This is a genomic window from Sunxiuqinia sp. A32, from assembly GCF_052690465.1.
The window spans coordinates 17,254-42,849 of the sequence record NZ_JBQYLI010000016.1 but is presented as its reverse complement, the minus strand read 5'-3'; the positions used below and the strand labels follow the sequence as shown (position 1 = coordinate 42,849).

At 36.8% G+C, this 25,596-nt stretch carries 24 protein-coding genes; 17 read left to right on the top strand and 7 right to left on the bottom strand.

Annotated elements, in window-relative coordinates:
- Entirely contained in the window at positions 1–3,237 is a 3,237-nt protein-coding gene (locus ACUNWD_RS15590) for an FtsX-like permease family protein (RefSeq protein WP_445588764.1), read from the top strand.
- Here the strand turns inward: ACUNWD_RS15590 and ACUNWD_RS15585 are convergent.
- From ACUNWD_RS15585 to ACUNWD_RS15565, 5 genes are all read right to left on the bottom strand, one after another.
- A complete protein-coding gene (locus ACUNWD_RS15585) occupies positions 3,234–5,237 on the bottom strand; it encodes a DUF4954 family protein (RefSeq protein ID WP_445588763.1) in 2,004 nt (667 codons plus the stop codon). The two genes, ACUNWD_RS15590 and ACUNWD_RS15585, sit on opposite strands and share 4 nt — an antisense overlap.
- A gap of 7 nt (positions 5,238–5,244) precedes the next feature.
- Positions 5,245–5,961, bottom strand: a complete 717-nt coding sequence (locus ACUNWD_RS15580) for a methyltransferase domain-containing protein (protein WP_445588762.1) — start codon at positions 5,959–5,961, stop codon at positions 5,245–5,247.
- Positions 5,962–6,249 carry a hypothetical protein gene (locus ACUNWD_RS15575; protein WP_445588761.1) on the bottom strand — a complete coding sequence of 96 codons (288 nt, stop codon included), beginning with the start codon at positions 6,247–6,249 and terminating at the stop codon, positions 5,962–5,964.
- Positions 6,250–6,443: 194 nt separating this feature from the next.
- Entirely contained in the window at positions 6,444–7,964 is a 1,521-nt protein-coding gene (locus tag ACUNWD_RS15570; RefSeq protein WP_445588760.1) for an OmpP1/FadL family transporter, read from the bottom strand.
- 54 nt (positions 7,965–8,018) lie between these two features.
- On the bottom strand, positions 8,019–9,524 hold the full coding sequence (locus ACUNWD_RS15565) for a hypothetical protein (protein ID WP_445588759.1): 1,506 nt from the start codon (positions 9,522–9,524) through the stop codon (positions 8,019–8,021).
- Positions 9,525–9,620: 96 nt separating this feature from the next.
- On the opposite strand from ACUNWD_RS15565, the gene proS reads away from it, so the two are divergent.
- The 8 genes from proS (at position 9,621) to ACUNWD_RS15525 (ending at position 17,762) form a co-directional block, all read left to right on the top strand.
- Positions 9,621–11,096, top strand: a complete 1,476-nt coding sequence (proS, locus tag ACUNWD_RS15560; RefSeq protein ID WP_445588758.1) for a proline--tRNA ligase — start codon at positions 9,621–9,623, stop codon at positions 11,094–11,096.
- Between the two features lie 78 nt (positions 11,097–11,174).
- On the top strand, positions 11,175–11,855 hold the full coding sequence (locus ACUNWD_RS15555) for a hypothetical protein (RefSeq protein ID WP_445588757.1): 681 nt from the start codon (positions 11,175–11,177) through the stop codon (positions 11,853–11,855).
- A gap of 5 nt (positions 11,856–11,860) precedes the next feature.
- Positions 11,861–13,090 carry a peptidase T gene (gene pepT, locus ACUNWD_RS15550; RefSeq protein ID WP_445588756.1) on the top strand — a complete coding sequence of 410 codons (1,230 nt, stop codon included), beginning with the start codon at positions 11,861–11,863 and terminating at the stop codon, positions 13,088–13,090.
- Complete coding sequence (gene tilS, locus ACUNWD_RS15545) at positions 13,080–14,405, top strand: tRNA lysidine(34) synthetase TilS (protein ID WP_445588755.1); 1,326 nt, start codon at positions 13,080–13,082, stop codon at positions 14,403–14,405. The genes pepT and tilS overlap by 11 nt, the downstream gene beginning before the upstream one ends.
- 172 nt (positions 14,406–14,577) lie before the next feature.
- On the top strand, positions 14,578–15,276 hold the full coding sequence (locus ACUNWD_RS15540; protein ID WP_445588754.1) for a hemerythrin domain-containing protein: 699 nt from the start codon (positions 14,578–14,580) through the stop codon (positions 15,274–15,276).
- A 1-nt stretch (position 15,277) separates the two neighbouring features.
- Complete coding sequence (locus tag ACUNWD_RS15535) at positions 15,278–15,874, top strand: response regulator transcription factor (protein ID WP_445588753.1); 597 nt, start codon at positions 15,278–15,280, stop codon at positions 15,872–15,874.
- A gap of 215 nt (positions 15,875–16,089) precedes the next feature.
- On the top strand, positions 16,090–17,250 hold the full coding sequence (locus ACUNWD_RS15530; RefSeq protein ID WP_445588752.1) for a hypothetical protein: 1,161 nt from the start codon (positions 16,090–16,092) through the stop codon (positions 17,248–17,250).
- Positions 17,250–17,762, top strand: a complete 513-nt coding sequence (locus ACUNWD_RS15525; RefSeq protein WP_445588751.1) for an FMN-binding protein — start codon at positions 17,250–17,252, stop codon at positions 17,760–17,762. Before ACUNWD_RS15530 ends, ACUNWD_RS15525 begins: the two co-directional genes overlap by 1 nt.
- Here ACUNWD_RS15525 and ACUNWD_RS15520 read toward each other — a convergent pair.
- Positions 17,757–19,619, bottom strand: a complete 1,863-nt coding sequence (locus ACUNWD_RS15520; protein WP_445588750.1) for an ABC-F family ATP-binding cassette domain-containing protein — start codon at positions 19,617–19,619, stop codon at positions 17,757–17,759. The two genes, ACUNWD_RS15525 and ACUNWD_RS15520, sit on opposite strands and share 6 nt — an antisense overlap.
- Before the next feature lie 145 nt (positions 19,620–19,764).
- Between ACUNWD_RS15520 and nth the strand changes: the two genes are divergently transcribed.
- Together nth and ACUNWD_RS15510 are read left to right on the top strand one after the other, a co-directional pair.
- Positions 19,765–20,418, top strand: a complete 654-nt coding sequence (gene nth, locus ACUNWD_RS15515) for an endonuclease III (RefSeq protein WP_445588749.1) — start codon at positions 19,765–19,767, stop codon at positions 20,416–20,418.
- A gap of 127 nt (positions 20,419–20,545) precedes the next feature.
- A complete protein-coding gene (locus tag ACUNWD_RS15510; RefSeq protein WP_445588748.1) occupies positions 20,546–20,716 on the top strand; it encodes a DUF362 domain-containing protein in 171 nt (56 codons plus the stop codon).
- A 152-nt stretch (positions 20,717–20,868) separates the two neighbouring features.
- Here ACUNWD_RS15510 and ACUNWD_RS15505 read toward each other — a convergent pair whose 3' ends face one another.
- Positions 20,869–21,369, bottom strand: coding sequence for a metallophosphoesterase family protein (locus tag ACUNWD_RS15505; protein ID WP_445588747.1), 501 nt, complete (start codon positions 21,367–21,369; stop codon positions 20,869–20,871).
- A gap of 63 nt (positions 21,370–21,432) precedes the next feature.
- On the opposite strand from ACUNWD_RS15505, the gene ACUNWD_RS15500 reads away from it, so the two are divergent.
- The 6 genes from ACUNWD_RS15500 to ACUNWD_RS15475 all read left to right on the top strand — a co-directional run bounded on the left by ACUNWD_RS15500 (position 21,433) and on the right by ACUNWD_RS15475 (position 25,582).
- On the top strand, positions 21,433–21,927 hold the full coding sequence (locus tag ACUNWD_RS15500; RefSeq protein WP_445588746.1) for a SixA phosphatase family protein: 495 nt from the start codon (positions 21,433–21,435) through the stop codon (positions 21,925–21,927).
- Complete coding sequence (locus tag ACUNWD_RS15495) at positions 21,927–22,628, top strand: 16S rRNA (uracil(1498)-N(3))-methyltransferase (protein WP_445588745.1); 702 nt, start codon at positions 21,927–21,929, stop codon at positions 22,626–22,628. The genes ACUNWD_RS15500 and ACUNWD_RS15495 overlap by 1 nt, the downstream gene beginning before the upstream one ends.
- 84 nt (positions 22,629–22,712) lie before the next feature.
- Entirely contained in the window at positions 22,713–23,279 is a 567-nt protein-coding gene (locus ACUNWD_RS15490; RefSeq protein ID WP_445588744.1) for a hypothetical protein, read from the top strand.
- A 190-nt stretch (positions 23,280–23,469) separates the two neighbouring features.
- A complete protein-coding gene (locus ACUNWD_RS15485; protein ID WP_445588743.1) occupies positions 23,470–24,399 on the top strand; it encodes a magnesium transporter CorA family protein in 930 nt (309 codons plus the stop codon).
- Between the two features lie 263 nt (positions 24,400–24,662).
- Entirely contained in the window at positions 24,663–25,277 is a 615-nt protein-coding gene (locus ACUNWD_RS15480) for a hypothetical protein (RefSeq protein ID WP_445588742.1), read from the top strand.
- Between the two features lie 5 nt (positions 25,278–25,282).
- Positions 25,283–25,582, top strand: a complete 300-nt coding sequence (locus ACUNWD_RS15475; RefSeq protein ID WP_445588741.1) for a winged helix-turn-helix domain-containing protein — start codon at positions 25,283–25,285, stop codon at positions 25,580–25,582.
- The last annotated feature ends 14 nt before the right edge of the window (positions 25,583–25,596 follow it).

The window sequence follows — 25,596 nt, the reverse complement described above, 5'->3', positions numbered from 1 at the left end:
ATGAATTTGTTTCGCTATACCATAAAATCGTTCCTCCATTTCTTCAAGCTCAATTTAACTGTCATTTTGGGGGTTGCACTTAGTATGGCTATTCTTCTTGGTGCATTTATCATTGGCGACTCTGTTAAATTCAGCCTGCAACAAATTACGGTCAGCCGCCTGGGGAATACTGAATATGTCATTACTGCTGGCGAACGTTTGTTTCGATCAGCCCTCTCTGATGAAATAAATGAAGACGGCCTAAGAACCTCCAGTCTGTTACTAGCCAATGGAATGGCGATTTTAAACGGTGGCGAAGCCCGGGCAAATAAACTACAGGTTTGGGGTGTAGATGATCAATTCAATTCATTTGCGGGGACAGACAGCCTTTTTAATATAGAAAACGGAGAAGCTGTTATTAACGATCATCTGGCGAAGATTTTAGGAATTAAAAAAGGGCAGGAACTTCTTATTCGAGTAAATAAACTGAGTACTTTCCCTTCGAACACCCCATTTGTATCGGCGGATGAAACCAGCATATCCTTTCGCGTAACGATCAAAGATATTGCCCAAATTGATCAAACCGGAAATTTCAATTTGCTAAACATTCAATCATCGCCCAAGAACATCTTCATTTCAAAAGAATGGTTGAATGACCAGTTGGAACTTGCAAATAAAGCCAACGTTATTTTGGTCAATGCACAAAATACAACTGATTCCGAACTCCTTGAGAAGATATCAAAACACTGGCAGCTAGATGATCTCAATTTACAAATCAGACATGATCAGCAGTTGGGATTTACTGAGCTAATTTCTGATCGTGTGTTCTTCGAACCCGAAATTGAAGGATTTGTCAAAAGTAATTTTGAAAACAGCTATTCCGTATTCTCCTATTTTGTCAATGAGTTCAAGCTTGGTGATAAAAACACTCCTTACTCATTCGTAAGTGGTGTGCCCAATGAAATTGAACCAATAAATGAGAATGAGATAACCATCAATCAATGGCTTGCTGAAGATCTCTCTGCCAAAACCCGTGACACAATCAACCTCAATTATTTTGTGGTTGGCCCCTTGAGAAAGTTGGAGAATGAAAGCCACCAGTTTGTCGTCAAGCAAATTGTTCCATTGGAAGGGAAATGGGCAGATCAACTATTGATGCCCGAGATACCGGGGCTTTCAGATGCAGGACATTGCAGTGACTGGGAAACCGGGGTTCCTGTTGACTTGTCTTCTATTCGGCAAAAAGACGAAGACTACTGGAATCAATACAAAGGAACACCTAAAGCATTTGTGAATATCGAAACGGCTAAAAAACTCTGGAAAAATCGCTTTGGTGCTTCAACAGCCTTGCGCTTTAACTCATTGGACAAACAAACGATTCAGCAAAAACTGCTAAATCAACTTTCACCTACCGCTGTGGGGTTTCAGGTTACCGCTGCGAAGTCAGAAGGAATGAATGCTGCAAGTAATGGTGTTGATTTTGGAGGACTATTTATCGGACTTAGTTTTTTTGTCTTGTTTGCGGCTCTCCTACTGGCATACCTTATGTTCAAGCTTTATCTAAATTTCCGTAGGCAAGAAATAGCAACGCTGCAAGCCATTGGATTCAATTCATCAAAAATACGTATTGTATTTTTTAATGAGTCCACTTTTATAATTCTTACTGGAATTATTTTGGGAATCCCGATAGGATTGGCATACAACAGCCTTATTTTAAACGCGATTGGCACGATTTGGTATGACATTGTTTTAACATCAATACTTGTAGCTCATGTAACTTTTTCTGCCATTCTAAAAGCAATAATAAGCATCTTAGTTATTGGACTGTTAACAGTCTGGCTTATATTGAAAAAGTATACAAAAAGCACGTCCAAATCGCTGCGAGAAGAAGAATCTATTGGAAAGAAAAAAGCATCAACCAGTTTTATTATCGGACTCGCGCTATTAGTCGGTTCGATTGGGGTTCTCTTGGGAATGTCAATCAAAGGAGGTGAAGTCAATCCTAATATTTTCTTTGCTAGTGGCTTTGGGTTATTACCCGCTTTAATCTTGTTGCTGAATGCCTATTTCATAAAAAGACAATCTACCAATAGATCTTTACGATCTTATTCACAGATGATTTGGCAACGAATTCATTTCAATCGGAAAAAGAATATCATGCTGGTCAGTTTTCTTTCGGTTGGCATTTTTCTGGTACTTTCAACGGGACTGAACCGTAAAGATTTAACCAGCAACGCAGATCAGCCTTCATCAGGGACAGGTGGTTATACTTTTTTTACAGAAACAAGCTTGCCTGTTTTGCAGGATTTAAATTCCAGCGAGGGACAGTTTGAGTTTGGTCTGGAGAATTCAACATGGAATTTCGTACAATTTCGTGCGTTATCTGGCGATGATGCCAGTTGCCTGAACTTAAATAGAATTAGTCGTCCCAAAGTTCTGGGCTTTGATCCACAGCCTTTTGATGAAAAACAATCATTTACCTTCATTACAAAAACTGATGAATTGGATGAGAAACATCCTTGGCTCTCTTTAAACAAAAAACTCCCGAACGGACAAATTCCTGCAATTGCTGATGAAACTGTTATCAAATGGGGATTTGGAAAAACTGTTGGCGACACCTTAGTCTATAAAAACGAATCCGGTGAAAACGTCACACTAAAATTAATAGGAGGATTGGCAAATTCAATTTTTCAGGGAAATGTATTGATAGCCGATGAATATTTTCTGGAAAACTTCCCTTCTGTCAGTGGTTCTCAAATCTTGCTAGCTGAAGGAGGGTCCAACGATGTGGAAACATTACAATCAGCTTTTCGCAATTACGGAATTGATATTACCCCGACAAAAGAACGTTTGCTTCAGTTTTACCAAATTGAGAATACCTATCTAAATATCTTCCTGCAATTAGGCGCATTGGGACTGCTAATAGGAACCATTGGGCTCGGGATAGTAATATTCAGAAGCTTGATGGAAAAACGAAGCGAGTTCGCTTTATTGAAAGCGACAGGATATACGCGAAGAAAACTCTTCAAGATATCCTTTACTGAATATCTAATTGTAGTCATTCTTTCTATTTGTATTGGAGCTATCCCTGCAGTTATTTCAGCACTTCCAAGTTTATTGTCCAATCTTTATCAAGGGTTAGTCTACTGGACGTTTATTGTAGCCATCCTTGTATTCGCGAGTGCAACTGTATGGATATTGATTGCTGGAAAATTAGCAATGAAGGAACCGCTTTCAGAGGCTTTGAGAAACGACTAATTTAAGACCTTCACCGAATTTAATTGATTGATGACACGCTCCCCCAAAGCTGTTTTCCGTTTGATATGATCCAAAATTTCGGTTACAAAAGTGTTATCCTCAAACTTTCCACGAACGTTTTCAAAATCGAGTTTCTTGATGCGTTTATCGCCATCAATTCCAAAACCAGTCATTGATTCCAGGCGAAATTCTTTTTTAGCATCTTCATACAACATTTCATCAATACCTACAACACTTTTCCTCCATTGATCAATAATTGATACCAGTTCTTCCAATGACATTTCATTGACAGGTTTCCCCATGTATTCAGCTATGAAATCAAAGGTCCAGTTCCACTCATAATTGTAATAATTATCATGCAATATCTTAAAGACTTCGTCAATCTTATCAAGGCTAGATATCTTGCCTGATTCAACGCTATCCAGCATTTCAGTAATTTCCTCATCGGGAGCAATCAATCCTGCCAGATCAATCCATTTTCCTTTTCCAACAATAGAATCAGGAGACAAACATTTGTGAACCTGATCAATATTTTCGAGTTGGCAGGTATTCAAACGGGTAATTACAGAGTTCCCTATAAACTTCATAATTGCCATATGATACAGCTCCAATCCTCTTTTAAGAGCATCACGCCTGAGCTTTGTGTTATTGTATGAAAAAACTTCTGTTGTTTCCCCAGATATCTCCTTAATTTTCTTCAATACATCAATCCCGTTTGACATTTTGCGTATTGTAAATGGGCTCAATAAGTTGAAATTTATGCAATCCAATTTTTCCGGGTCTTTTCGAACGTCTCGACGCGGCCATTTCATCACGTCCCTGATGGTACCTACGCTTTTCAGATTTACACCCGGAGCCAGCCAACTTTCATCCTTATTTTCAACCAAATACGAGAAAGGCATATCCGAAGTGTCTGAATTTTTATAGTGGCGTCCCATCACCAGCGTGAAGGCTCCAATTTTTGCAGGCCATAACAAGTATGAATCACTGGTGGTCTTTGAACCTCTCTCTACAATACCATGATGTATTGGCCCCAACTTATACATGTGGTTACTCTGGTTTGAACCACTCCCTGCATTACAAAAAGAGAACATTCCTGCTATTAGCAAGGTAGATTTATGATGAGTCACCGTATACGGTCCAGCAAATACCGAGCATGATTCACCATGAAAACCCTGGCAATTTGCAAAGAATAGGGAATTTTGCGCAGAGTACTGCGAGCTTAATATACACCCCTGCCCGATAAAACAATGGTCAACAATAGCACCATCTGATATTTCGGAACCTGTTGAGATGATAAAATTCTTAGCGATTACATCGTGACCGATTTTAACCGGTGCAACTTTCTTGCTATTTAACGAAGCATTTTCGAGTTTGCTGGCACCATTCAATTCAGCGTACTCACCAATATTTACATTCTTTATTTCTTTGCAGTTAGCAATTACTGCATGATCACCAATAATACCTTTAGATGAACTTATTTCAGCAGAGTATTCCTGAATTAATTTTTCTATTTTATCGGAAAGCTGATCTCTATGTTTATAAAATGCCTGAATATATGCCAGATGAGCAGATAATTTATTGTAGATCGTAACCTTTCTCCCTCCGGTTTCATCCATTACCTCAACCTTAATACCATTTCCGAAAGAACTAGTTCCGTCAACGGCGCAAAGATCAATATTATCAATTATCACATGATCACCAATTTCGTAATTGGCGATGTAGTTTTTTACGTGATTAATATATACCTGATCCCCTATTTTACAATTATGGATGTGAGCATCATAAATTCCACAATTTCTTTCAATGCCTCCCCAAAACTGTTTTCTGCCATTCAATGCACCGATAAAAATGTTCCCTGAAAAAGTTGAACTTTTTACATTTTCGGCAATAAAACCATCCGCAACATGAATATTATCCCAGTTGTCTGAAAAACATTGGTTCTTCGTTAGAATTTCGATTTCGGTATTCGTTAGACTACGAAAATTTTTCAAATCCATAAATCATCTATTTAGCAATCAGTCTGGCCAGATAATCGAAATGTTCACCTTCAAACACCTGGTCTACTATTAAACCGTTTTCATTGGCTTTTATTGCCAGAATATCTTTGCTGACATACAACCAAGGAAACGGTTTCCCTTTAAAATTTTGAAACTCCGTCTGGTAAATTAACTCTCCATAATAACGGTTCGCATTCAGATCGATTAATGCAGAACCATCATCATCCAGATACAAATATACTAAATCAGATGAGTCTATCAGGATTTGACCATTGGGGTTTAAAAGCTTTTTAAGCTTGCCAAGAAATTTATCTAAGCCCGCAAGAGTACCAGCGATACCTGTTCCATTCATAAGTAATAAAATAGTATCAAAAGTTTCACCTTCATAGTCAAAGATGTCGCTCTTAACAACTTGCTTGATTCCCCTATCTTTTAATACTTCACAGCATAATTCGGAAAGTTCCAGTGCGACAACATCAATTCTTTGCGATTGTAGAACCGTTGAATGACATCCTACGCATGCGCCAACGTCTAACACTTTTCCCTTACAAAGCGATAAAGCCTTTTGCTCTAACGCTGGCATATCGATTAATTTCCTATAAAAATAGGATGGATATACTTCATCCACATCAAAACCATCCGAATGGATTTTTACCGGAATATCTTTCTTTTTAAAATAATAGTGATAAACGCCCCTAGAAATGGGGTCTTCATATTGATTCATTTACTGAAGTGCAGTTTTTATGGTAGAAAACTTCGGTTCAAACTTGAAACAGGTTTCCATTTGTTGTGAATACACATAAAAGCCTTCGTTTTTACCTTCGCCAATGATGAACATTCTAAGGTCAGGATAATTCCTTGAGATTGCTTTTATATTGTCCAGATTAATATTCTCGCGTTGCAACCACTTGGATGTTTTCAAATCTCCAAGCTTTAGCCTCCGCCCGTTGGAGTCAGCCTGCTGAAACATTCGGAGCGACTCGAGATAACTTATTTTTTTAAAATTATCCATTTAATTTTCTTAATCTCTACAAACTAATTTACGGCAATTTGAACTGGAAAAAAATCAATTCTTGTTAAATTTTACAAACAAGTATTAATAACTTGTTGATATCCTTTTAAACCACCAGTAAATACAATAAAAAAAGAGCAATGTATTTTCAAACATATAAATAAACCTTGCTCTTTTCTTTTTATGATAAAGAATTAGAATCTAAATCCTACTGTAAATACAAAATCATCAAGCTTGGTATTGAATTTTGCCAAATCTGAACCTGCATAAACCTCGTGAGATTGCTCGTTCATTTCATGCTTATATGCTGCATCAAGGAAAAAGCCTCCTTGTTTCCAGCCAAATCCAGCAGAAATAGCAGAATCATCGGCATTACTGTTTGGCTGAAATTCACCAAAAGCATTTTTATTAAATGGACTAGGATATCTTTCATATCCACCTCTCAAACTAAAATTATTATCTATTCGGTATTCCAATCCAAGATGCAAGTTGCCAACGGCTTTATAGGCTTCTCCAATTTCATCATTTTCATTGAAAAAGTCATAACCACCGTCACCATCACGAAGCTTAATTGTTGAATAATCCACAAATTCATAATCAACACTTAAAATAGCTGATTTACCGAAAACATATGCCCCACTAAAAATTGCTTTAAAGGGTGTTTCCAATTGATAATTATACCAATCAACTGGAGATAGTGCCTCATAATCTGCAGATCCGTCATCTAAATCGAGTGATGAATACATTGTATTATCAAAATTATCCTGAAGCTTATAGAAAGTCGGAGTATGAACAGCAACTCCCAATCTCAACTCGTTCGTCGGTTTAAAAATTGCTCCTAACTTAAAATTAACGCCTGTTCCTGCAGTTCGCAAATAAGTATTGAAAGTATAATCATTAAAATATTCAATATTGTTATTCTCATCATATTCAAAAAGACTGGTTGTTTCCCGGAAATAAACATCCTGAATACCGACTGTTGCTCCAACGTAAAACTTATGATTAAAATTTGCTGCCAATGAAATTACATACTCATCAATATTTCCTTTTTGGGAGAATGATTTTCGCTGTCCATGTTCGTAATTTGTAAGATCATTGGTAAATGGATTTACTTGCATGTCATGTCCATAAATCAAATCTTCATTCTCTTCTTCTGTAAATATCAGATTTGTACCAAAACCAGAAGATTCATCATAGGCAGCCAATTCCTCATAAAAAGGATCCAATTCCCAAGGTTCGTATCCATCTGCGTTTAAAGAAAATTGATCCAACATCGAAGATGTTACTCCTGATGCATGAACCATCTTTTTTACATCAAAACTCCCCAACCGGTTATATCCAACTCCCAGGCTTAGACTAACCAATGAACTGGAAGAATTACTCATGTTAAAATTTGCTACATACCCAACATTCTGAAATCCCAGATTATACTTGGATTCTTCAGTAGTCATCCCCAAATAACTTGCATCAACACTTGCTCTATTAACATTAGGCGTTATTACAAATTCGCTGCTTCTATAAATCCCAAGCCCTGCTGGATTTATTGATGCTGAAGTAAAATCACCACCGAGTGCTCCAAATGCATTTCCCATTGCAACTGATCTGGCAGTACCCTGTAATCGGAAATCCGAATATCGAAGAGCATCAACTAAATTCTGGCTAATCGCCCCTGAGCTAATAAATAATAATACAATAATATAGTATATCCTTTTCATGGCTGAATGAATTAAATTTTTCAAAATCATAATTAGCAAAAATTCTGTTCTCGATTAACGTCGTCCGCTACCACTTCCACTACTTCTGCTTCCGCTTGATGAACTTCTTGATCCACTAGAAGAGCTTCCTGAAGAATAGCTTTTACTACTACCGGAACTGTAGCTACTTGAACTCCTGCTTGGAGTACTATAACTGTTACTACTTCTACTTGGTGCACTATAGCTGGAACTTTTTGTAGATCGACTACTACTCGAACCTTTGCTATAAGTAGAACTTGATTTATACGTTTTCTTATAACTGGAAGTGCTTTTGGGCGCACTTGTAGAACGAGTAGTTGTACCTGAAGGTTTGCTATAACTTGATGTTCTTGGCTTGCTATAACTATCACTATTATAGTTTGAACGTGTTACGGTTCTTGGTTTGCTGTAGCTTGGTATATACTCCTTTCGTTGAGTTGAAATAGATTTTGTTGTTTGGTAACTTCTTGTTGAACTATTTGTCACAGTCCTTCTCTCTGGAGTACTTGTTGTTGCGGATTTAACAACCGGAGTTTGTGATCTTCCGCCAGAAGAACTACTTACGGATCTACCTGAAGTATTGTCATTTGTTGTAGATAAACTTCTTCGGCCAGTGGAGCTAACACTTGGAGTAGATGTTGAAGTCCTGCGCTTATCTAAAATAGTAGCACTTTTACTGGTAGTACTGCCAGAACTGCTTCGTCCAATACCTGAACCAACAACCGTCGATGTTCTTCTCGAACTGCCATATTGATCATCCCCGGAGGCACTTTTTAATCTGGAGCCACTGCTTGAAGCATTGTAACTTCCCGGACCAAATGCACTTCTGTTTCGAACAACATTTGAATACGATGATCTGCGGTGTCCATAATGATTATCAGGATAATAGTAAGAAGAATAGTATCCGCCACCGTAATAATATGGACTATACCAAGATGAATATGGGCTATAATAATAAGGACTGTACCATGAGCTATAGAAAGGGCTATTCCAACCTATACCCCATCCCCATGAGTAATAAGGATCATAATAACTATACCTCCAAGGGCTGTAGTAGCCTCCATACCATGAATAAGATGGGTAGTACCAGGAATCATAATACCAGGAATCCCAATAGAAAGGATCATAAAAACGAGGACGGTGAAACCTGTTGATTCGATAAGTATAGTCCAACTCATCAGCATCATAGTAGTTATTGATAACGTAATCAATATCACCTTCATTTTCATACATAGTAGTATCTGACTCCATCAACTCCATGTTTTCCATGTCGAAAACTTCAGCATCTACATATTCATCAGCATTCTGAAAAACATGGTTCTTCAGAGTCTTGGATCCATCTTCATTATCTTCCACTTCCTGAATAATAATAGACGCCGGATTATCATTACGTGTTGGCTCTACTCTTTCTTCAACAACCGGAGGTGGAACATCACCGGGGACGAAATAGATATCATCGTACCTGTCAGTCACATAAGTCCCGGTAGAGCAAGCGCCTAATGCAAGTGCGATTGCTACGAGTATGGTAACTTTTGTTTTCATAACTAAACCTCCTGTATCTTTTATGAATAAATTTATTTACTTTGTAGCTCAATTTTCATATACAAAAGAAACAAATACCGTACCAAATCAAAAGAGATGGCCAAAGAATTAACACCCAGAAGTGAAAATTATTCACAATGGTACAATGAACTTGTTGTAAAAGCCGATTTGGCAGAAAATTCTGCAGTACGCGGATGCATGGTTATCAAACCATATGGATACGCCATTTGGGAGAAGATGCAAGCAGAATTGGACCGTATGTTTAAAGAAACAGGACACGTAAACGCCTATTTTCCATTATTTATACCAAAGTCTTTTTTCAGTAAGGAAGCTGCCCATGTTGAAGGTTTTGCCAAGGAATGTGCTGTTGTAACTCATTACCGACTAATGAATGACCCGGATGGGAAAGGTGTAGTTGTTGATCCGAATGCAAAACTAGAAGAGGAACTGATCGTTCGTCCAACATCCGAAACCATTATATGGAATACCTATAAAAACTGGATTCAATCATACCGAGATCTGCCAATTTTATGCAACCAATGGGCCAATGTGGTTCGCTGGGAAATGAGAACCCGTTTGTTCCTTCGCACAGCCGAATTTTTATGGCAAGAAGGACACACAGCTCATGAAACGAAACAAGAGGCCTTGGAAGAAACTGAAAAGATGGTAAATGTGTATGCAGATTTTGCAGAAGAATTCATGGCTGTACCGGTTATCAAAGGCGCAAAATCGGAGAACGAACGTTTTGCAGGTGCATTGGAAACATATACCATTGAAGCTCTGATGCAGGATGGTAAAGCCCTGCAATCAGGAACATCTCACTTTTTGGGGCAAAATTTTGCAAAAGCGTTTGATGTAAAATTCGCCAATAAAGAAGGGAAAGAAGATTACGTATGGGCAACCAGCTGGGGAGTTTCTACTCGATTAATGGGTGCACTAATAATGGCACACTCTGATGATAATGGACTGGTTCTTCCACCTAAATTGGCACCTTTCCAAGTAGTTATTGTACCAATTTATCGCAACGAAGATCAGTTAAAAGCAATTAAAGAAAAAGCTGATGAAATTTCCTCAAAATTAAAAACAAGAGGCATTTCTGTAAAAGTTGACGATAAGGATACAAAAAAACCAGGTTGGAAATTTGCTGAGTATGAATTAAAAGGTGTACCTGTGCGTATTGCAATGGGACCGCGTGATTTAGAAAACGGAACTGTTGAAATTGCACGTAGGGATACTTTGGAAAAACAAGTGGTTTCTATTGAAAATATTGATCAATTCATCAGCGACCTGCTTGAAGATATTCAAAATAATATTTACCAAAAGGCATTTGATTACAGAAAAGAGCACACAACAACAGTTGACAGCTACGATGAATTCAAAGAGGTCTTGAAGAATAAAGGAGGTTTTGTTTTAGCTCATTGGGATGGCTCACCTGAAACGGAACAGAAAATTAAAGATGAAACAAAAGCAACAATCCGTTGTATTCCATTCGACGGTGAAAAAGAAGAAGGGAAATGTATTTACAGCGGAAATCCCTCTTCTCAACGAGTACTATTTGCATTAGCATACTAATTTGAAATTAATGATAGGTGAAAAGCAGTCTAATTAGACTGCTTTTCTTATTTTTATAGAATTCTAAAACCTAATCAAATGCCAAAGAAGAAACTGAATGGACTGGAATCAATTGTAATTAAGTCAAACTCAAAACAATCGGTTTATCAAAATACTCTTTCAACATTCAATTTACTTAAAGAAGTATTAAAAGAGTTAGTTGAAGGCTATTGCAAAGAACTGAAAGGTAAAATACCAGATGAGAGCCTCCCCACTTTTCATGAGAAAGGTTCATTTGAAGCAGAATTCAGATTGGCTGCTGACATGTTGGTGTTTAGTATGCATTCCAATGTATTTGTCTTTAACAGGGAACATCCTATTTGGAAAACAGAATACATAAAAAAGAATCCTCTTAACTCTTATTGTGGAATTATTCACATCTATAATTTTTTATGTGACTCATTTAAATACAATCGTCTGCAAGATATCGGATACCTGATTGCACGTATTTTTATTAATCAGGAAAATCACTTTTTTGTTGAAGGTAAAAGACAATCCGGCGAATTGGTGAAGGATTTTGAAAAAGATATCATGTCCAAGGAGTCACTCAAACAAATATTAGATACTTCAATCCGTTATGCAATTGAATTTGATTTGTTGGTTCCACCATACGACCAGGTGAAAATTGCCTCGGTTGAGCAAATGAAGGAAGAAATTTCTCATTCGAAAATACAAACCGGCAAGCGCCTTGGTTTTAAGTTTAACTCTGATGATGTTTAAATATTATGGAAAAAGTAATTGATCGCTTTATTAGATACGCTAAGATACATTCAACTTCAAATCCCAAAAGCCAATCATTCCCAAGTACTAACAGGCAGCTTGATTTTGCTGATTTATTGGTGCAGGAATTAACTGAGATTGGATTGGTAGATATTGAAAAAGATAAGTATGGGTATGTAATGGCAACTTTGCCCTCTAATACAAAAGAAAAATGCCCAACGATCGGTTTTGTTGCGCATATGGATACCAGCCCTGATTTTTCAGGGGAAAATGTCAAACCTCAAATTTTGGATTACCAGGGAGGAGTCGTTAAGCTAAATGAGAAACTTTCCATTGATCCTAAACAGTTTCCAGAAATTGAAAACTACATTGGCCAAAAAATTATAACCACCGATGGGAACACTCTTCTTGGAGCTGATGACAAAGCCGGAATCGCTGAAATCATGACTGCAATGGATTATTTAAGCAGTCATCCTGAAATTAACCATGGCAAAATCCGCGTTTGTTTTACACCCGATGAAGAGATTGGAAAAGGTGCAGACCATTTTGATGTTGAAAAGTTCGGGGCAAAATTTGCATACACCCTAGATGGCGGTGAAATTGGTGAATTAGAATACGAAAACTTCAATGCAGCAATGGCAACAATTACCATCAAGGGAAGAAGTGTTCATCCTGGTGCTGCCAAAAATAAGATGATCAATGCAATTGTCGTCGGTCATAAACTATTGAATATGCTTCCGGAAGAACAACGTCCTGAACATACTGAAAAATATGAAGGTTTCTTTCACTGCGTTTCTTTTGAGGGAAGCGTTGAAACGACAACTTTAGCATTTATTATTCGGGACCATGACCGTCAAAAATTTGAACAGCGTAAGGATCTGATCAAACAGGTTTGTCAGGTATTAAACATCCAATATGGAGCAGAAACCGTGACTTTAAACTTAGATGATCAATATTACAATATGCGCGAAAAAGTTGAACCGGTAAAATATATTGTTGATTTAGCAGAGGAAGCCATGCGAGAAGTTGGTGTTACTCCAAAAATAAAAGCTATACGCGGAGGAACTGACGGCTCCAGACTTTCATACATGGGGCTTCCTTGTCCAAATATTTTCGCTGGTGGTCACAATTTCCATGGACCTTATGAATACATTCCTGTAAAGTCAATGGTAAAAGCAGTAGAAGTAATCATCCGAATTTCGGAAATGGTGGTAAACTTGGACAATGCATCTTGAATTTCAGCAATATATAGAAAAGGAAAAGCTATTTTCCCCAACAGATAAAATTATTTTAGCTGTTAGCGGCGGTGTTGATTCCATGGTTATGATGGAACTGTTTCGCCAACTTAATCTGGATTTTGTAGTCGCTCATTGTAATTTTAGACTTCGGGGCCACGAATCAGACGCTGACGAGATTTTCATGAGAGATTATTGTGGAGAAAATGCTATTGAATTGTTTGTGAATCATTTTGACACCTTAGAATATGCAAAACTGGAAGGCATCTCCATTGAAATGGCCGCTCGGGAACTTCGATACAATTGGTTTAACGAGTTAATTGAAAGCCTTCAATATGATTTACTCGCAACAGCACATCACCAGGATGATTTGGTAGAAACAATGCTGATTAATTTAAGCAGAGGCACTGGAATCAGAGGTCTTTCAGGAATTCAACCAAAAACAGGAAAAATTATTCGCCCTTTATTATTTGCGAATCGAATACAGATAATGAATTTTGCTTCAAGCGCACAAATCTCTTTTCGAGAAGATTCCAGCAATGAAGAATTGGTTTATCAACGGAACCTGATCCGCCATAAAATAATCCCATTATTTGAAGAAATTAATCCGGCTTTTCGCAAGAATCTGAACCGTACAGCTTCAATCTTACGGGAAACCGAATCAATTTACCAGCAAAAAATTGAGGAAGAGATCGATCGTATAATAGTGGATAATAATGATTCTTATAAAATATCTATTGATTTATTGAGTGAATCAAAGTCAAAAAACACCGTTCTTTTCGAGCTACTTCACCCAAAAGGATTTAACAATGATCAGGTACGGGAAATTATTCAAAGTTTAGATGGAGAAGCAGGAAAAACTTTTTTCTCAAAAACCCATCGATTAGTAAAAGACAGGAAGTTTCTTCTATTAACTCGCATTGAAGAAACTTCTGCGAATCGGTTTTATATTGAAGAAGACTGTTTATCCATTGAAAATCCAATAAGTTTAAGTTTTGAGCATTTCGAAAAAAAATTGGACTTCCGTTTCTCAACTTCCAGGCAAATTGCTGAATTTGACGCCGATCTGTTAAAATTTCCACTCATCATAAAAAAATGGGATCAGGGCGAATACTTTCAGCCCCTGGGAATGGAAGGTTTTAAAAAGATCAGTGATTTTTTTGTCGACGAAAAAATATCCATCCCCCAAAAGGAAAATACCTGGATTTTGTATAGCGGAAGTAAAGTAGTCTGGATTATTGGCAAACGCATGGATAATCGTTTTAAAATCACCGAAAATACGCAGAAGGTTTTCAGAATTATTTATAATCAATAATCCCGTCATCTTTTGAATAGGTTAACCAAAAGAAATCGCACACACTATTTACTTCAAAATCATATTCAAACAGATTCAGTTAGACTAAAGATTAAAATATTCAAAACCTAAACTTCCAAAACTTTGTTAAGAACTAATTGAATACCCAAAAAGAAAGATTGAAATGAAAAAAATGGAGATAATCCATAAAGACATGAAAATGTCGGATTTAATATACATTGATCACTATTTCCTGCTGGTGATAGAACGGTTTGGCATTAAGCTGGGTGTTTCAAATAGAACAATTGAAGAAATATGCACCGAATACCAAATTAGCATTAAAGTATTTTTATCCATTGTACATCTACACCTGAACCCCTCATTGAAATCAACTTTCACATTTAACACTGCTGAACTTAAAAACATAGTTAATTACTTAATCAATTCTCATGAATATTATTTAAAGGAAGTGTTTCCTGAAATCATCAAGAATATTCAACTAATGAGTACCAATAGCAATAAGCCTGAAATGTTGATGGTTGAAACTTTTTTTAATGAGTATAAAAATGAGGTTGAGCAACATTTCGACTATGAGAACCAAACCGTTTTCCCTTACATTCTAAAACTGATAGGTGAAACCGAGTCGCCTAATGATGAAGCGGTTTATTCTGTAGTTGACTACAAAGAACATCATGACGATATTCAGGAGAAACTTGACGATTTAACCAAACTCTTGATTGAACATTTACCTCAAAAAACCGACAACACGTTTCGACGAAAGATTTTATTCCTGCTTTTTGACCTCGATTACGACCTGCAAATACACGCAAAAATTGAGAATGAAATATTGATCCCGGCAACAGAATACATGGAATCTTTACAAAAATCTTAAGTTGAGTCATAAACAAAAAATATTGATCATCGAGCCTTCCATTATCATTAGAGAAGGAATCTCTTCTATTCTGTCGAGCATCGTTCCTAGGATTAAACTTTGCTTTGTTGGCAGTTTTGCTGATGTTTTCACCTTGGCCCGGACTGACTTATTCAACTTAATTTTGATTAACCCGGTAGTATTGAATAACTCTAATGCCAACTCAAAAAAATTGCGAGATTTTTTTAACGGGAAAATTTTGATTGGACTTATATCTACACATTACGACCGTGCTATTTTGAAAGAATTCAATGATAATATCTTCATAAATGACGATGAAGAAACCATTTCCAATACGATTTTAAAAAACTTAAAACCTGGTAATAAGAACAATATACCGGCAAATACGAGCTTAAGCGATCGTGAGATCGATGTACTCAAGCTTCTGGCAATTGGAAAATCGAACAAAGAAATTGCGGAGAGTTTATTTATTAGCATCCACACCGTTGTTTCACATCGCAAAAACATTAGCGTTAAACTCGGTGTAAAATCAACAGCAGCTTTAGTTATTTATGCCGTTGCAAATAACTTAATTAAGCTTGATGAATTTCATCAATAAAAATGAATTCGCTATAAAAATCGGTATACAGTTTATGCCTTTTTAGACTTTCCAGAAAGGAAATAGCATCACACCTATCAGCTATTCTCTCACAAAATCACCATTATTAGCTATATCATATTCGGTAAAATCACAATATAATGTGATTGTGACATCTTTCCTTAGTAGCTATTTTTGCAGTGTATTTTAATTCAATCTAAATTAAAACAGTTAATATGAATAGAAGATTTTTACTTATTGGATTATTGTCCTTTATTTCTGGCTTACCTGTATTTGCTCAAAATACTTCAGAAAAATTATTGGCATCGGAGGAAAAGCTAAGTATTGGAGGATATGCACAAATCGATTATAATCAACCTCTGTCTTCAGATACAAAAAATAACGGAACCCTGGATGTTCATCGATTGGTAATGATGTTTGGTTATCGCTTTAACGATCGAACACAATTTGTAACCGAAATTGAATATGAACATGTTAAAGAAGTATTTGTAGAACAAGCATTTCTTAATTACCGAATTGCAAACTGGGTTAATTTCAGAGGTGGCTTGTTATTAATTCCAATGGGAATTACCAATGAATACCACGAACCTGCAACGTTTAATGGGGTCGAACGCCCAAACCTCGACAATAAAATTATCCCGACTACCTGGAGAGAGATTGGCGCCGGATTTACCGGGCAACTTATTGGACTGGATCTGAAATATCAGGTTTATGTGGTTAATGGATTTAAAAGTTATGATGGAGAAGGAATTCTTCGCGGATCGGATGCATTCCGTAAGGGCCGTCAGAAAGGTGCTGAATCAATATTAACCCACCCAAACCTGGCTGCAAAAGTTAATTACTATGGTATTCCGGGCTTAAATCTGGGTTTAAGTGGTTATTTTGGGAAAACACAATCGAGCCTTTATGCAAATCTGGATGAAACAGATACACAGGCTGAAATGCGGGCAGACTCATCAGTTGTTGGATTGAACCTTATTGGAGTAGATGCCCGTTACAATCATAATGGTTGGCAATTCAAAGGACAGTTAAACTACGGATCAATTAGCAATACTGATCAATACAATCAGTTTACTGGAAAAGATTTAGGAAGTGCGGTATTTGGCTACTATTTAGAAGCTGGCTACAATGTCCTCCAAGGGAAAGGTTCCGATTTACAATTAGTGCCTTTCGTCCGTTACGAAAACTACAATACCCATCAGAAGGTTGAAGGTATTTCAGAAAATCCATCATACAACAGAGATGAAATTACGATTGGAGCTGGTTTATGGCTGGCATCAGGAGCCGTTTTAAAAGCAGACATGCAATTTTTAGGAAATGACGCCATGGATGATTACAATAAGCAACTCAATTTAGGAATCGGAATTATGTTCTAATGAAAACGTTCGCAAGATTATTCACAATTACATTGCTTATCACTTTAGGAACAAGTTTACTGGGAGCTGGAAGTTATTCCAGTTCCCTCAAAGTGATAAAACTAATTTCTAAAGAGAACGGCATTGACAGAAATGCAATATCAGTAATAGAAATTGATAAAGAAATTATAAGTTCAGAGTACATTGACGAAGCCTACCAAGTGAAATATGAAGGGAGCACTATTGGCTTTGCAATTGCAGCTAAAGGAAAAGGTAGATACGATCCTTTCAACTATCTCATCTATTTCAACAAGGATAAAGGAATTGAGTGGATCAGAGTTACCGCCTATTATTCAAATCATGGTGGACAAATTGCATCAAAAAAATGGTTGGAACAATTTAAAGGTTTCACAGGAGGCGAGTTAAAATACGGTGAAGATGTTCAAGCCATCAGTGGTGCTACCCTATCCGGAACATCCATAACAAAAGGAATTGCAGAAATTTCAACGAAACTTAAAAGTTCTGATTTATAAGCGCTCGCTTAATTCAAGCCAGCGCATTTCTTTTTCTTCCAAATCGTCAGTTAGAGATGAAAATCGTTGTGATTTTTCCACCAGTTCTTCTGGTGATAATTTTCCGGAGTTCAACGCTTCTTCCAGTTCCTTCTTTTCTGTTTCTAACTGATCAATTTCTGATTCCAACTGCTCAAATTCTCGCTTCTCATTGAAGCTTAACTTATTGGATTGCTTTTTCGGTTTTTCCTGAACTGGTTTTGCTTTCACCACTGAATCAGCTCTTTTGCGGCTTTCTTCTTCCAAAACATGGTTCCGGTAAATAGTATAATTACCAGGAAAATCTTTAATTCTTCCATCACCCTCAAAGACGAAAAGATGGTCCACAATCTTGTCCATAAAATAGCGGTCGTGAGAAACAATTACCACGCAACCATCAAATCCGGCCAGGTAATCTTCCAACACATTCAGCGTCATGATGTCCAAATCATTCGTTGGCTCATCTAAAATTAGAAAATTGGGATTTTGCATAAGGATGGTACATAGATACAAACGTCTTCTCTCACCACCACTCAATTTCTCAACTAAGTTATATTGAGTCTCTGGTGGAAATAAGAAACGTGTTAACATTTGACTGGCTGTTACCTGCCGCCCATCTTCGTAATGAATAACCTCTGCAATATTTTTAACAACATCAATTACTTTCTCTTCCGGTTTAAAGTCAATACCATCCTGACGATAGTAACCTAATTTAATCGTCTGCCCCCACTCTACCGTTCCAGCATCTGCTTCGATCGAACGAGTAATGATATTTAAAAAAGTAGATTTTCCAGTACCATTTTTCCCAACGATACCAACTTTCTCGAAACGTGAAAAATGATAGGTGAAATTGCTGATCAATATCAAATCACCATAAGCTTTAGAAATATTTTCAATCTCTAAAATCTTCTTCCCAAGCCGTGAAGCGGCAACAGTCAACTCCAAATCATTGTCATTTCGCTTATTTGATGCCTTATCTTTCAATTCATAAAATTGGTCAACCCGATACTTTGCTTTGTGACTTCTGGCTTTTGGCATCCTGCGCATCCAATCCAACTCTGTTCGCAAGAGATTTTTTGCTTTTTCGGTTGCTGCCTGTTCTGCCTCAATCCGCTCTTGTCGTTTTTGCAGATAATAACTATAGTTTCCTTGATAATCGTATGTTTGATTCTGATCGATTTCGATAATTTCATTGCATACACGATCCAAAAAATATCGGTCGTGTGTAACCATAAACAAAGTACAATTGGTTCGTTCAAGATACTTCTCCAACCATTCAATCATATCCAGATCAAGATGGTTGGTTGGCTCATCCAACAATAGTAAATCCGGTTCATTAACCAAGACATTTGCCAATGCCAACCGCTTTTTCTGTCCTCCTGAAAGCTCATAAACAGGCTGGTCAAAATCCTCAATTTTTAATTGAGTCAATATCTGCTTCACTTTAACCTCAAAATCCCAGGCGCTAAGTTCATCCATTCTCACAGTTAGCTCCTCGATTGCCTTCTGATCATTATGCTTTACCGCTGCTTCAAATTGACGAATAACTTCAATCGCAGGATTCTCAGAGCGCAAAGCTTCTTCCAAGACTGTTAAACCTTCATCCAACTCAGGCAATTGGCGCAGATAGCCAATTTTAATATCATTGGTATGCGTAACTTTTCCATCATCCGCAGTATCAAAACTGGCAATAATCTCCATCAGGGTGGTTTTACCCGCTCCATTTTTAGCAATTAATGCAACTTTTTGATCTTTAAAAATTGTAAACGATACATTCTCAAAAAGCATTTGCTCTCCGTAACGTTTCGATAATTGTTCAGCCTGCAGATAAGGGATCATTCTATAAGATTTTGGGCAAAAATAGGAATTTTATGGTTGGAAGCGAGAAGAGTGAAGTTATAAGTTGATTTTACTCGATTAAAACTCCAAGCTTCTATCTTCAAACTTCTTTTTGTTATTTTTGTTCAACCCTGAAAATAACATGATGCAAAAGAAAGAACGATACCAAAAGGTCATTGAATATTTCCAAAAAGAGATGCCTATTGCCGAAACGGAACTGGGTTATAACAATCCTTATGAGTTGCTTGTTGCGGTAATTTTATCAGCCCAATGTACGGATAAGCGGGTTAACCAAATAACACCGGAGCTTTTTAAACGTTTTCCAAAACCCGAGTTGATGGCAGAAGTTGAGCCAGCTGAAGTTTTTGAATACATCCGGTCGTGCTCCTATCCAAACAATAAAGCAAAACACCTGGTAGGGATGGCAAATATGCTGGTAAACGATTTCAAAGGAGTAGTGCCTGATGATGTTGATGAGTTACAAAAACTTCCTGGTGTTGGTAGGAAAACAGCTAACGTTATCGCTTCAGTTGTCTATGAAAAGCCAGCATTTGCTGTAGACACCCATGTATTTCGTGTTGCCAATCGAATTGGCCTGACCACGAACTCAAAAAATCCACTTCAAACAGAAAAAGAGCTGATGAAATATTTTCCCGATGAGATTGTTCCTTTAGCTCACCATTGGCTGATTCTTCATGGACGTTATACTTGCCTTGCGAGAAAACCAAAATGTAAGAAATGTGGATTGACCAGTTTTTGCAAGCATTTTGAGAAGCTTGAAAAGACTGATTCTAAATAAAACACACTCCATGTTAAGCACAGTTTAAGTGTTAATAACATGCCGGATAAAAATCTAAATTTAATTGTTTGATTTTTTATCAATCTTATTACTTTTGCTTGCATTAGTAAACTTAAAACGAAGTGTTATGGCTTATGTAATTTCAGATGAGTGCATTGCATGCGGAACTTGCATCGACGAATGTCCAGTAGACGCTATTGCTGAAGGAGATATTTATACAATTGATCCTGAATTGTGCACTGATTGTGGCTCTTGTGCCGAAGTTTGCCCGGTTGATGCAATTTCTATTGCTGAATAATTTCCGGACAGCATACATTATTCGCCCGTCAATTTTTTGGCGGGCTTTTTTTGTGCAAGAAACTTTGATACTGGATGCCGGATTTAAGAAAATTCGTTATTCAAAGTCATAAATACAACTGCCAACTGTGACTGATCAACGAATTCTTGACCTCAAAATTTAGTTCGCTCCAATTCAAACACTTCCATATCACGAATCTGCTTGCCATCAATTACAAAACGAATGGCTGTGCAAACCCGGTGAAAGCCTTTATTTCCGGCAGCTCCCGGATTAATATGCAAGCAATTAATCTTTTTATCATTAATTACCTTCAAAATATGGGAATGCCCACAAATAAATATCTGTGGAGGATTCGAATAAATTTCTTTCCGGATTCGGGGCTCATACCTGCCGGGGTATCCACCAATATGAGTCATAAAAACTTCAACTTGTTCACATCGGAACCGCAAATTTTCAGGAAACATTCGTCTCAAAACATGCCCGTCAATATTTCCATATACAGCTTTCAATGGTTTCATTGCCGCGAGTTCATCAGCAGTTTCAGGATTTCCGATATCACCGGCGTGCCAGATTTCATCAACTTCCTCCAAAAAATTTAAAATTCGCTTACTTAGCGCTCCATGTGTATCCGAAATCAATCCAATTCGTATCATTATTGTAATTTTATTTTAGCCGGGTCTCAAAAATAATGTAATTTTGAAGAAACATCTATTTCCATGAAACGAGTAGTAATTGTCCGTCACGCAAAGTCTGTTCCTTATGGTTACGACGACGACTTTAACCGAGGATTGAGTGATCGCGGAAAATCTGATGCGAAAAAACTTAGTTCCCAGCTGGTAAAAGATGGAATTCTTCCAGATATGATTGTTAGCAGTCCAGCCAAGCGTGCTTTAAAAACAGCGAAAATATATGCTGAAAGTTTAAGTTTTCCTGAAAATAAAATTTTGTTGGAAGACGATTTTTATGATGGTGTAACCACACAGGAATTCATTGATATTCTGCGTGGACTTCCCGAAAAAGTGGAAACCGTATTCACATTCGGACATAATCCAACAGTTTATTATCTCTGCAATAATCTGGTAAAATATTTCAATAGTGATATGCCAACCTGTTCAACCGTTGGCATAGATTTCAAGGTGGAAAACTGGAAAGATGTTTCAGCCAGAGAAGGAAGTTTATCGTTTCAACTAATGCCACGAATGTTTAAATAATGCAGCTATTTTATACCCCCAACATTACCGGAACAACTTTTAATTTAGACGAAACTGAGTCAAAACATGCAGTGCGGGTATTGCGCTTGAGTAATGGTGATTCTATTCAACTTATTGATGGAAAAGGCAATTTCTTTGAAGCTGAAATCACAGACGCCCACCCTAAAAAATGTTTGATTGAAGTTATTAATACTCAGGCTGAGTTTGGCAAACGTAACCACTACTTGCACCTGGCAGTGGCTCCAACCAAAAATATTGATCGATTTGAATGGTTTCTTGAAAAAGCCACAGAGATTGGGATTGACGAAATTACTCCCATCCTGTGCGAGCACTCAGAAAGGAAAGTGATTAAGCATGAGCGACTTGAAAAAGTAATTATTTCAGCCATGAAACAATCATTAAAAGCTTATCTCCCCAAGCTAAATCCATTAACTCCAATCAATCAGTTTCTTGAATCAGAGTTTGATGGACAAAAATTTATTGCACATTGTTACGAACAGGACAAGCGGGTGTTAAAAAACGAAGTGGTTCCTGGAAAATCTAGTGTTTTACTAATTGGTCCTGAAGGGGATTTCTCACCAGAAGAAATAGACGCGGCCATTCAGCAAAAGTTTATACCCGTTAGTCTCGGTCAAAGCCGTCTACGTACTGAAACTGCTGCCGTTGTTGCTTGCCACACTGTGAATTTGTTAAATGAGTAAGCTATTAATTAATACGAAGCTCCAATCTCTGATATTAATTTGATGATTCGTAACTTGCTATTGGAAATAAAAATCAACAATAAGATGAAAAATTTAATTGGCACTATTAAACGAAACAGCTCCGGCAAAAAAGTATTAATCCTTTTCATTCTAACCAATATCGTTTATGCTTTTATGTTGATGGTAACCATCCCTAAAGTAATGAGCTTTTCAAATGGGATGAAACTATTGGATATGATGCCATCCGGGTACTCCCCTGAGTTTGTTTTGAAACTTCTGGAAACGCTTGGCACTGAAGGACGAAACGTTTATTTATTTCAGCAAATCCCAGTGGATATGGTTTATCCCGGATTATTTGCGATAAGCTATTGCTTAGTCCTGGGTTGGTTGTTAAGCAAAATGAATAATGTAAAAGTTGGTTTCTATTATTTCTGTCTCATTCCTTTCATTGCAGGATTGTTTGATTATTTAGAAAACCTTGGAATCATTCTTATGATTCGCAACTATCCTGATATATCTGATAACTTAATATCAGCAACGAATATTTCCACAATTATTAAAAGCACCTCAACAACAATCTACTTTTTGGTGGTTATTATATGCTTGTCGTTTATCACATGGAATTTCGTGTTTAAACGCACAAATCAATAATTGCTCAAGCTTTTTTTGATAAAAAGTCAGATCAAGTATGATGCAACAAAAATTTTAGACTACTTTTGCTTCGAAATTTAAAATTCAATGACAATGGACGAAGACCCGTATCATAGTATTAAATGGTATTAATAAACCTGTAAGGGGCTTCGTGTGTTTCCTTGCAGAGAAAAAGTAAGGAGACAATTTCATGATTAAAATCTTCAAAACATTTGGTGGTTATAATGAAATCACCGAACCAACAAAAGGTTGCTGGATTAATGTTACCCGTCCAGACCAGCTTGAAATAAGCAGATTATTTTTAGAATTTGGGTTACCAAAAGATTTAATTACCGATATCCTCGATACCGATGAAAGACCTCGTATTGAATTTGAAGATGATTGGACATTAATCATTTTACGAATACCCGTTGAATCGAATAATAACGGAGTACCTTTTCAGACCATTCCTCTTGGAATATTTCTGTCGGAAGATTTTACGCTTACCCTTTGTTTGCAGGATAATCAGGTACTTCCGATCAATCAACCTTCGATTTTGAGAGAACAGTATAAGCAGATTTCTGACAACATTAATTTTGTTCTGCGTTTATTCCTGCGTTCGGGAAACATGTACTTACGGTATTTGAAGCAAATCAATCAAATGACAACTTTAATTGAGCAAGACCTTGAAAAATCAATCAAGAATAAGGAATTGAACAAATTGTTGAAGATGGAAAAATGCTTAGTCTTTTTCATCACCTCGATTAAAGCAAATGAAATTGTACTGGCAAAGCTTCGAAATTCACGAAAGGTTATAACCGAAATCAATGAAGATCTTCTGGAAGATGCTTTCATTGAAAATAAACAGGCACTCGAAATGGCACAAATTTATTCTGATATACAAAGCGGCATGATGGATGCTTTTGCCTCAGTAATTTCCAATAACCTGAACGTAGTAATGAAACAGTTGACCCTGATTTCCATTATCCTGATGATACCTACCTTAGTAGTGAGTATCTTCGGAATGAATGTGCCAAATGGGATGGAAAATCTCTCTTGGGCCTTACCTGCTATTATCTCGGGTTCTCTGATTTTAGCATCAGCCGGGGTTATTTTATTCAGGAAGAGACAGTGGTTTTAACTGGAATCTTAAACAAGAATTAGTAAATACTTCTTTCACATCGATAATCGATGGTGACTTTTTTGATCAGGATTTGTTATGCATCAAGTACTGTAATTGATTGTCATCACTTTAAACAATTTAACTGAAAAGCTGAATTGCTATAATCAATTGATTCCTATCAAGTTTAGTTTTATAAAATAACATCCTTATTTTTTTGGTTTGTAACGCAAACTTAATTAAGTTTGTATTGCAAACTAGTTTTATCAACTAAACACACAATCATGGAAACGATAAAAAAAGAATCAGAATCATTTAGTGAAAAAGAATCGCTTCAAGTAATTAAAGAAATGATTAATGTTTCGAAAAGCAAACTAAGAAAAGATGGAATACTTTTCATTCTATGGGGATGGATATTTGTTATTAATTATTTTTTTCTGAACTATTTAACAAGCATAATCAGAATGCCTTATCTGGTTATGGACATTGTTCACGCTCTTCGAATTATATTGCCCTTAGTTGGTTTAGCTTACAGTGGATATTATATTTTTCAGCAACGAAAAAAAGTAAAAACCTATATTGGAATCTCCCTCAGATATGTTTGGATTTCACTATTCATTTGTTTGTCCTTGGTTAACATGATACAGTTCAATGTACTTCACAGTATCAATTTTGAGCTCCAACACCCAATATTTATGGTTTTCATTGCATTTGCCATAACCGTCACTGGTGGAATACTAAGATATAATTTGATTATAATAGGTGGAGTAATTTTCGCCTTGTTGGCTTACACTTCATCTTATTTTGAGCTTCAGGAACAACTTCTACTTGAATCAATCGCATGGCTAATTGCATTTGTGATTCCCGGTCATATTCTGTATGCTAACCGAAAAAAATAAGGCTCATGTTTAAAGAACTAGATCCCTTGCTACATTCTCAAGTTCGACTAGCCATTATGTCCATTCTAATCAGTGTGAAAGAGGCTGAATTCAGCTATCTTCTTGAAAATATAAAAACGACAAAGGGAAATTTGAGTTTCCAGATGAATAAGCTAAAACAGGCTGGATATATTGAAGTTAATAAATCATTTAAAGGTAATTATCCATTGACGACCTGTACCATCACTCACAAAGGAATTGATTCCTATGAGCACTACGTAAATTCAATTGAAGACTATTTCAAACACTTCAAAAGTTCAGAATAATCACAGTTCTGAAC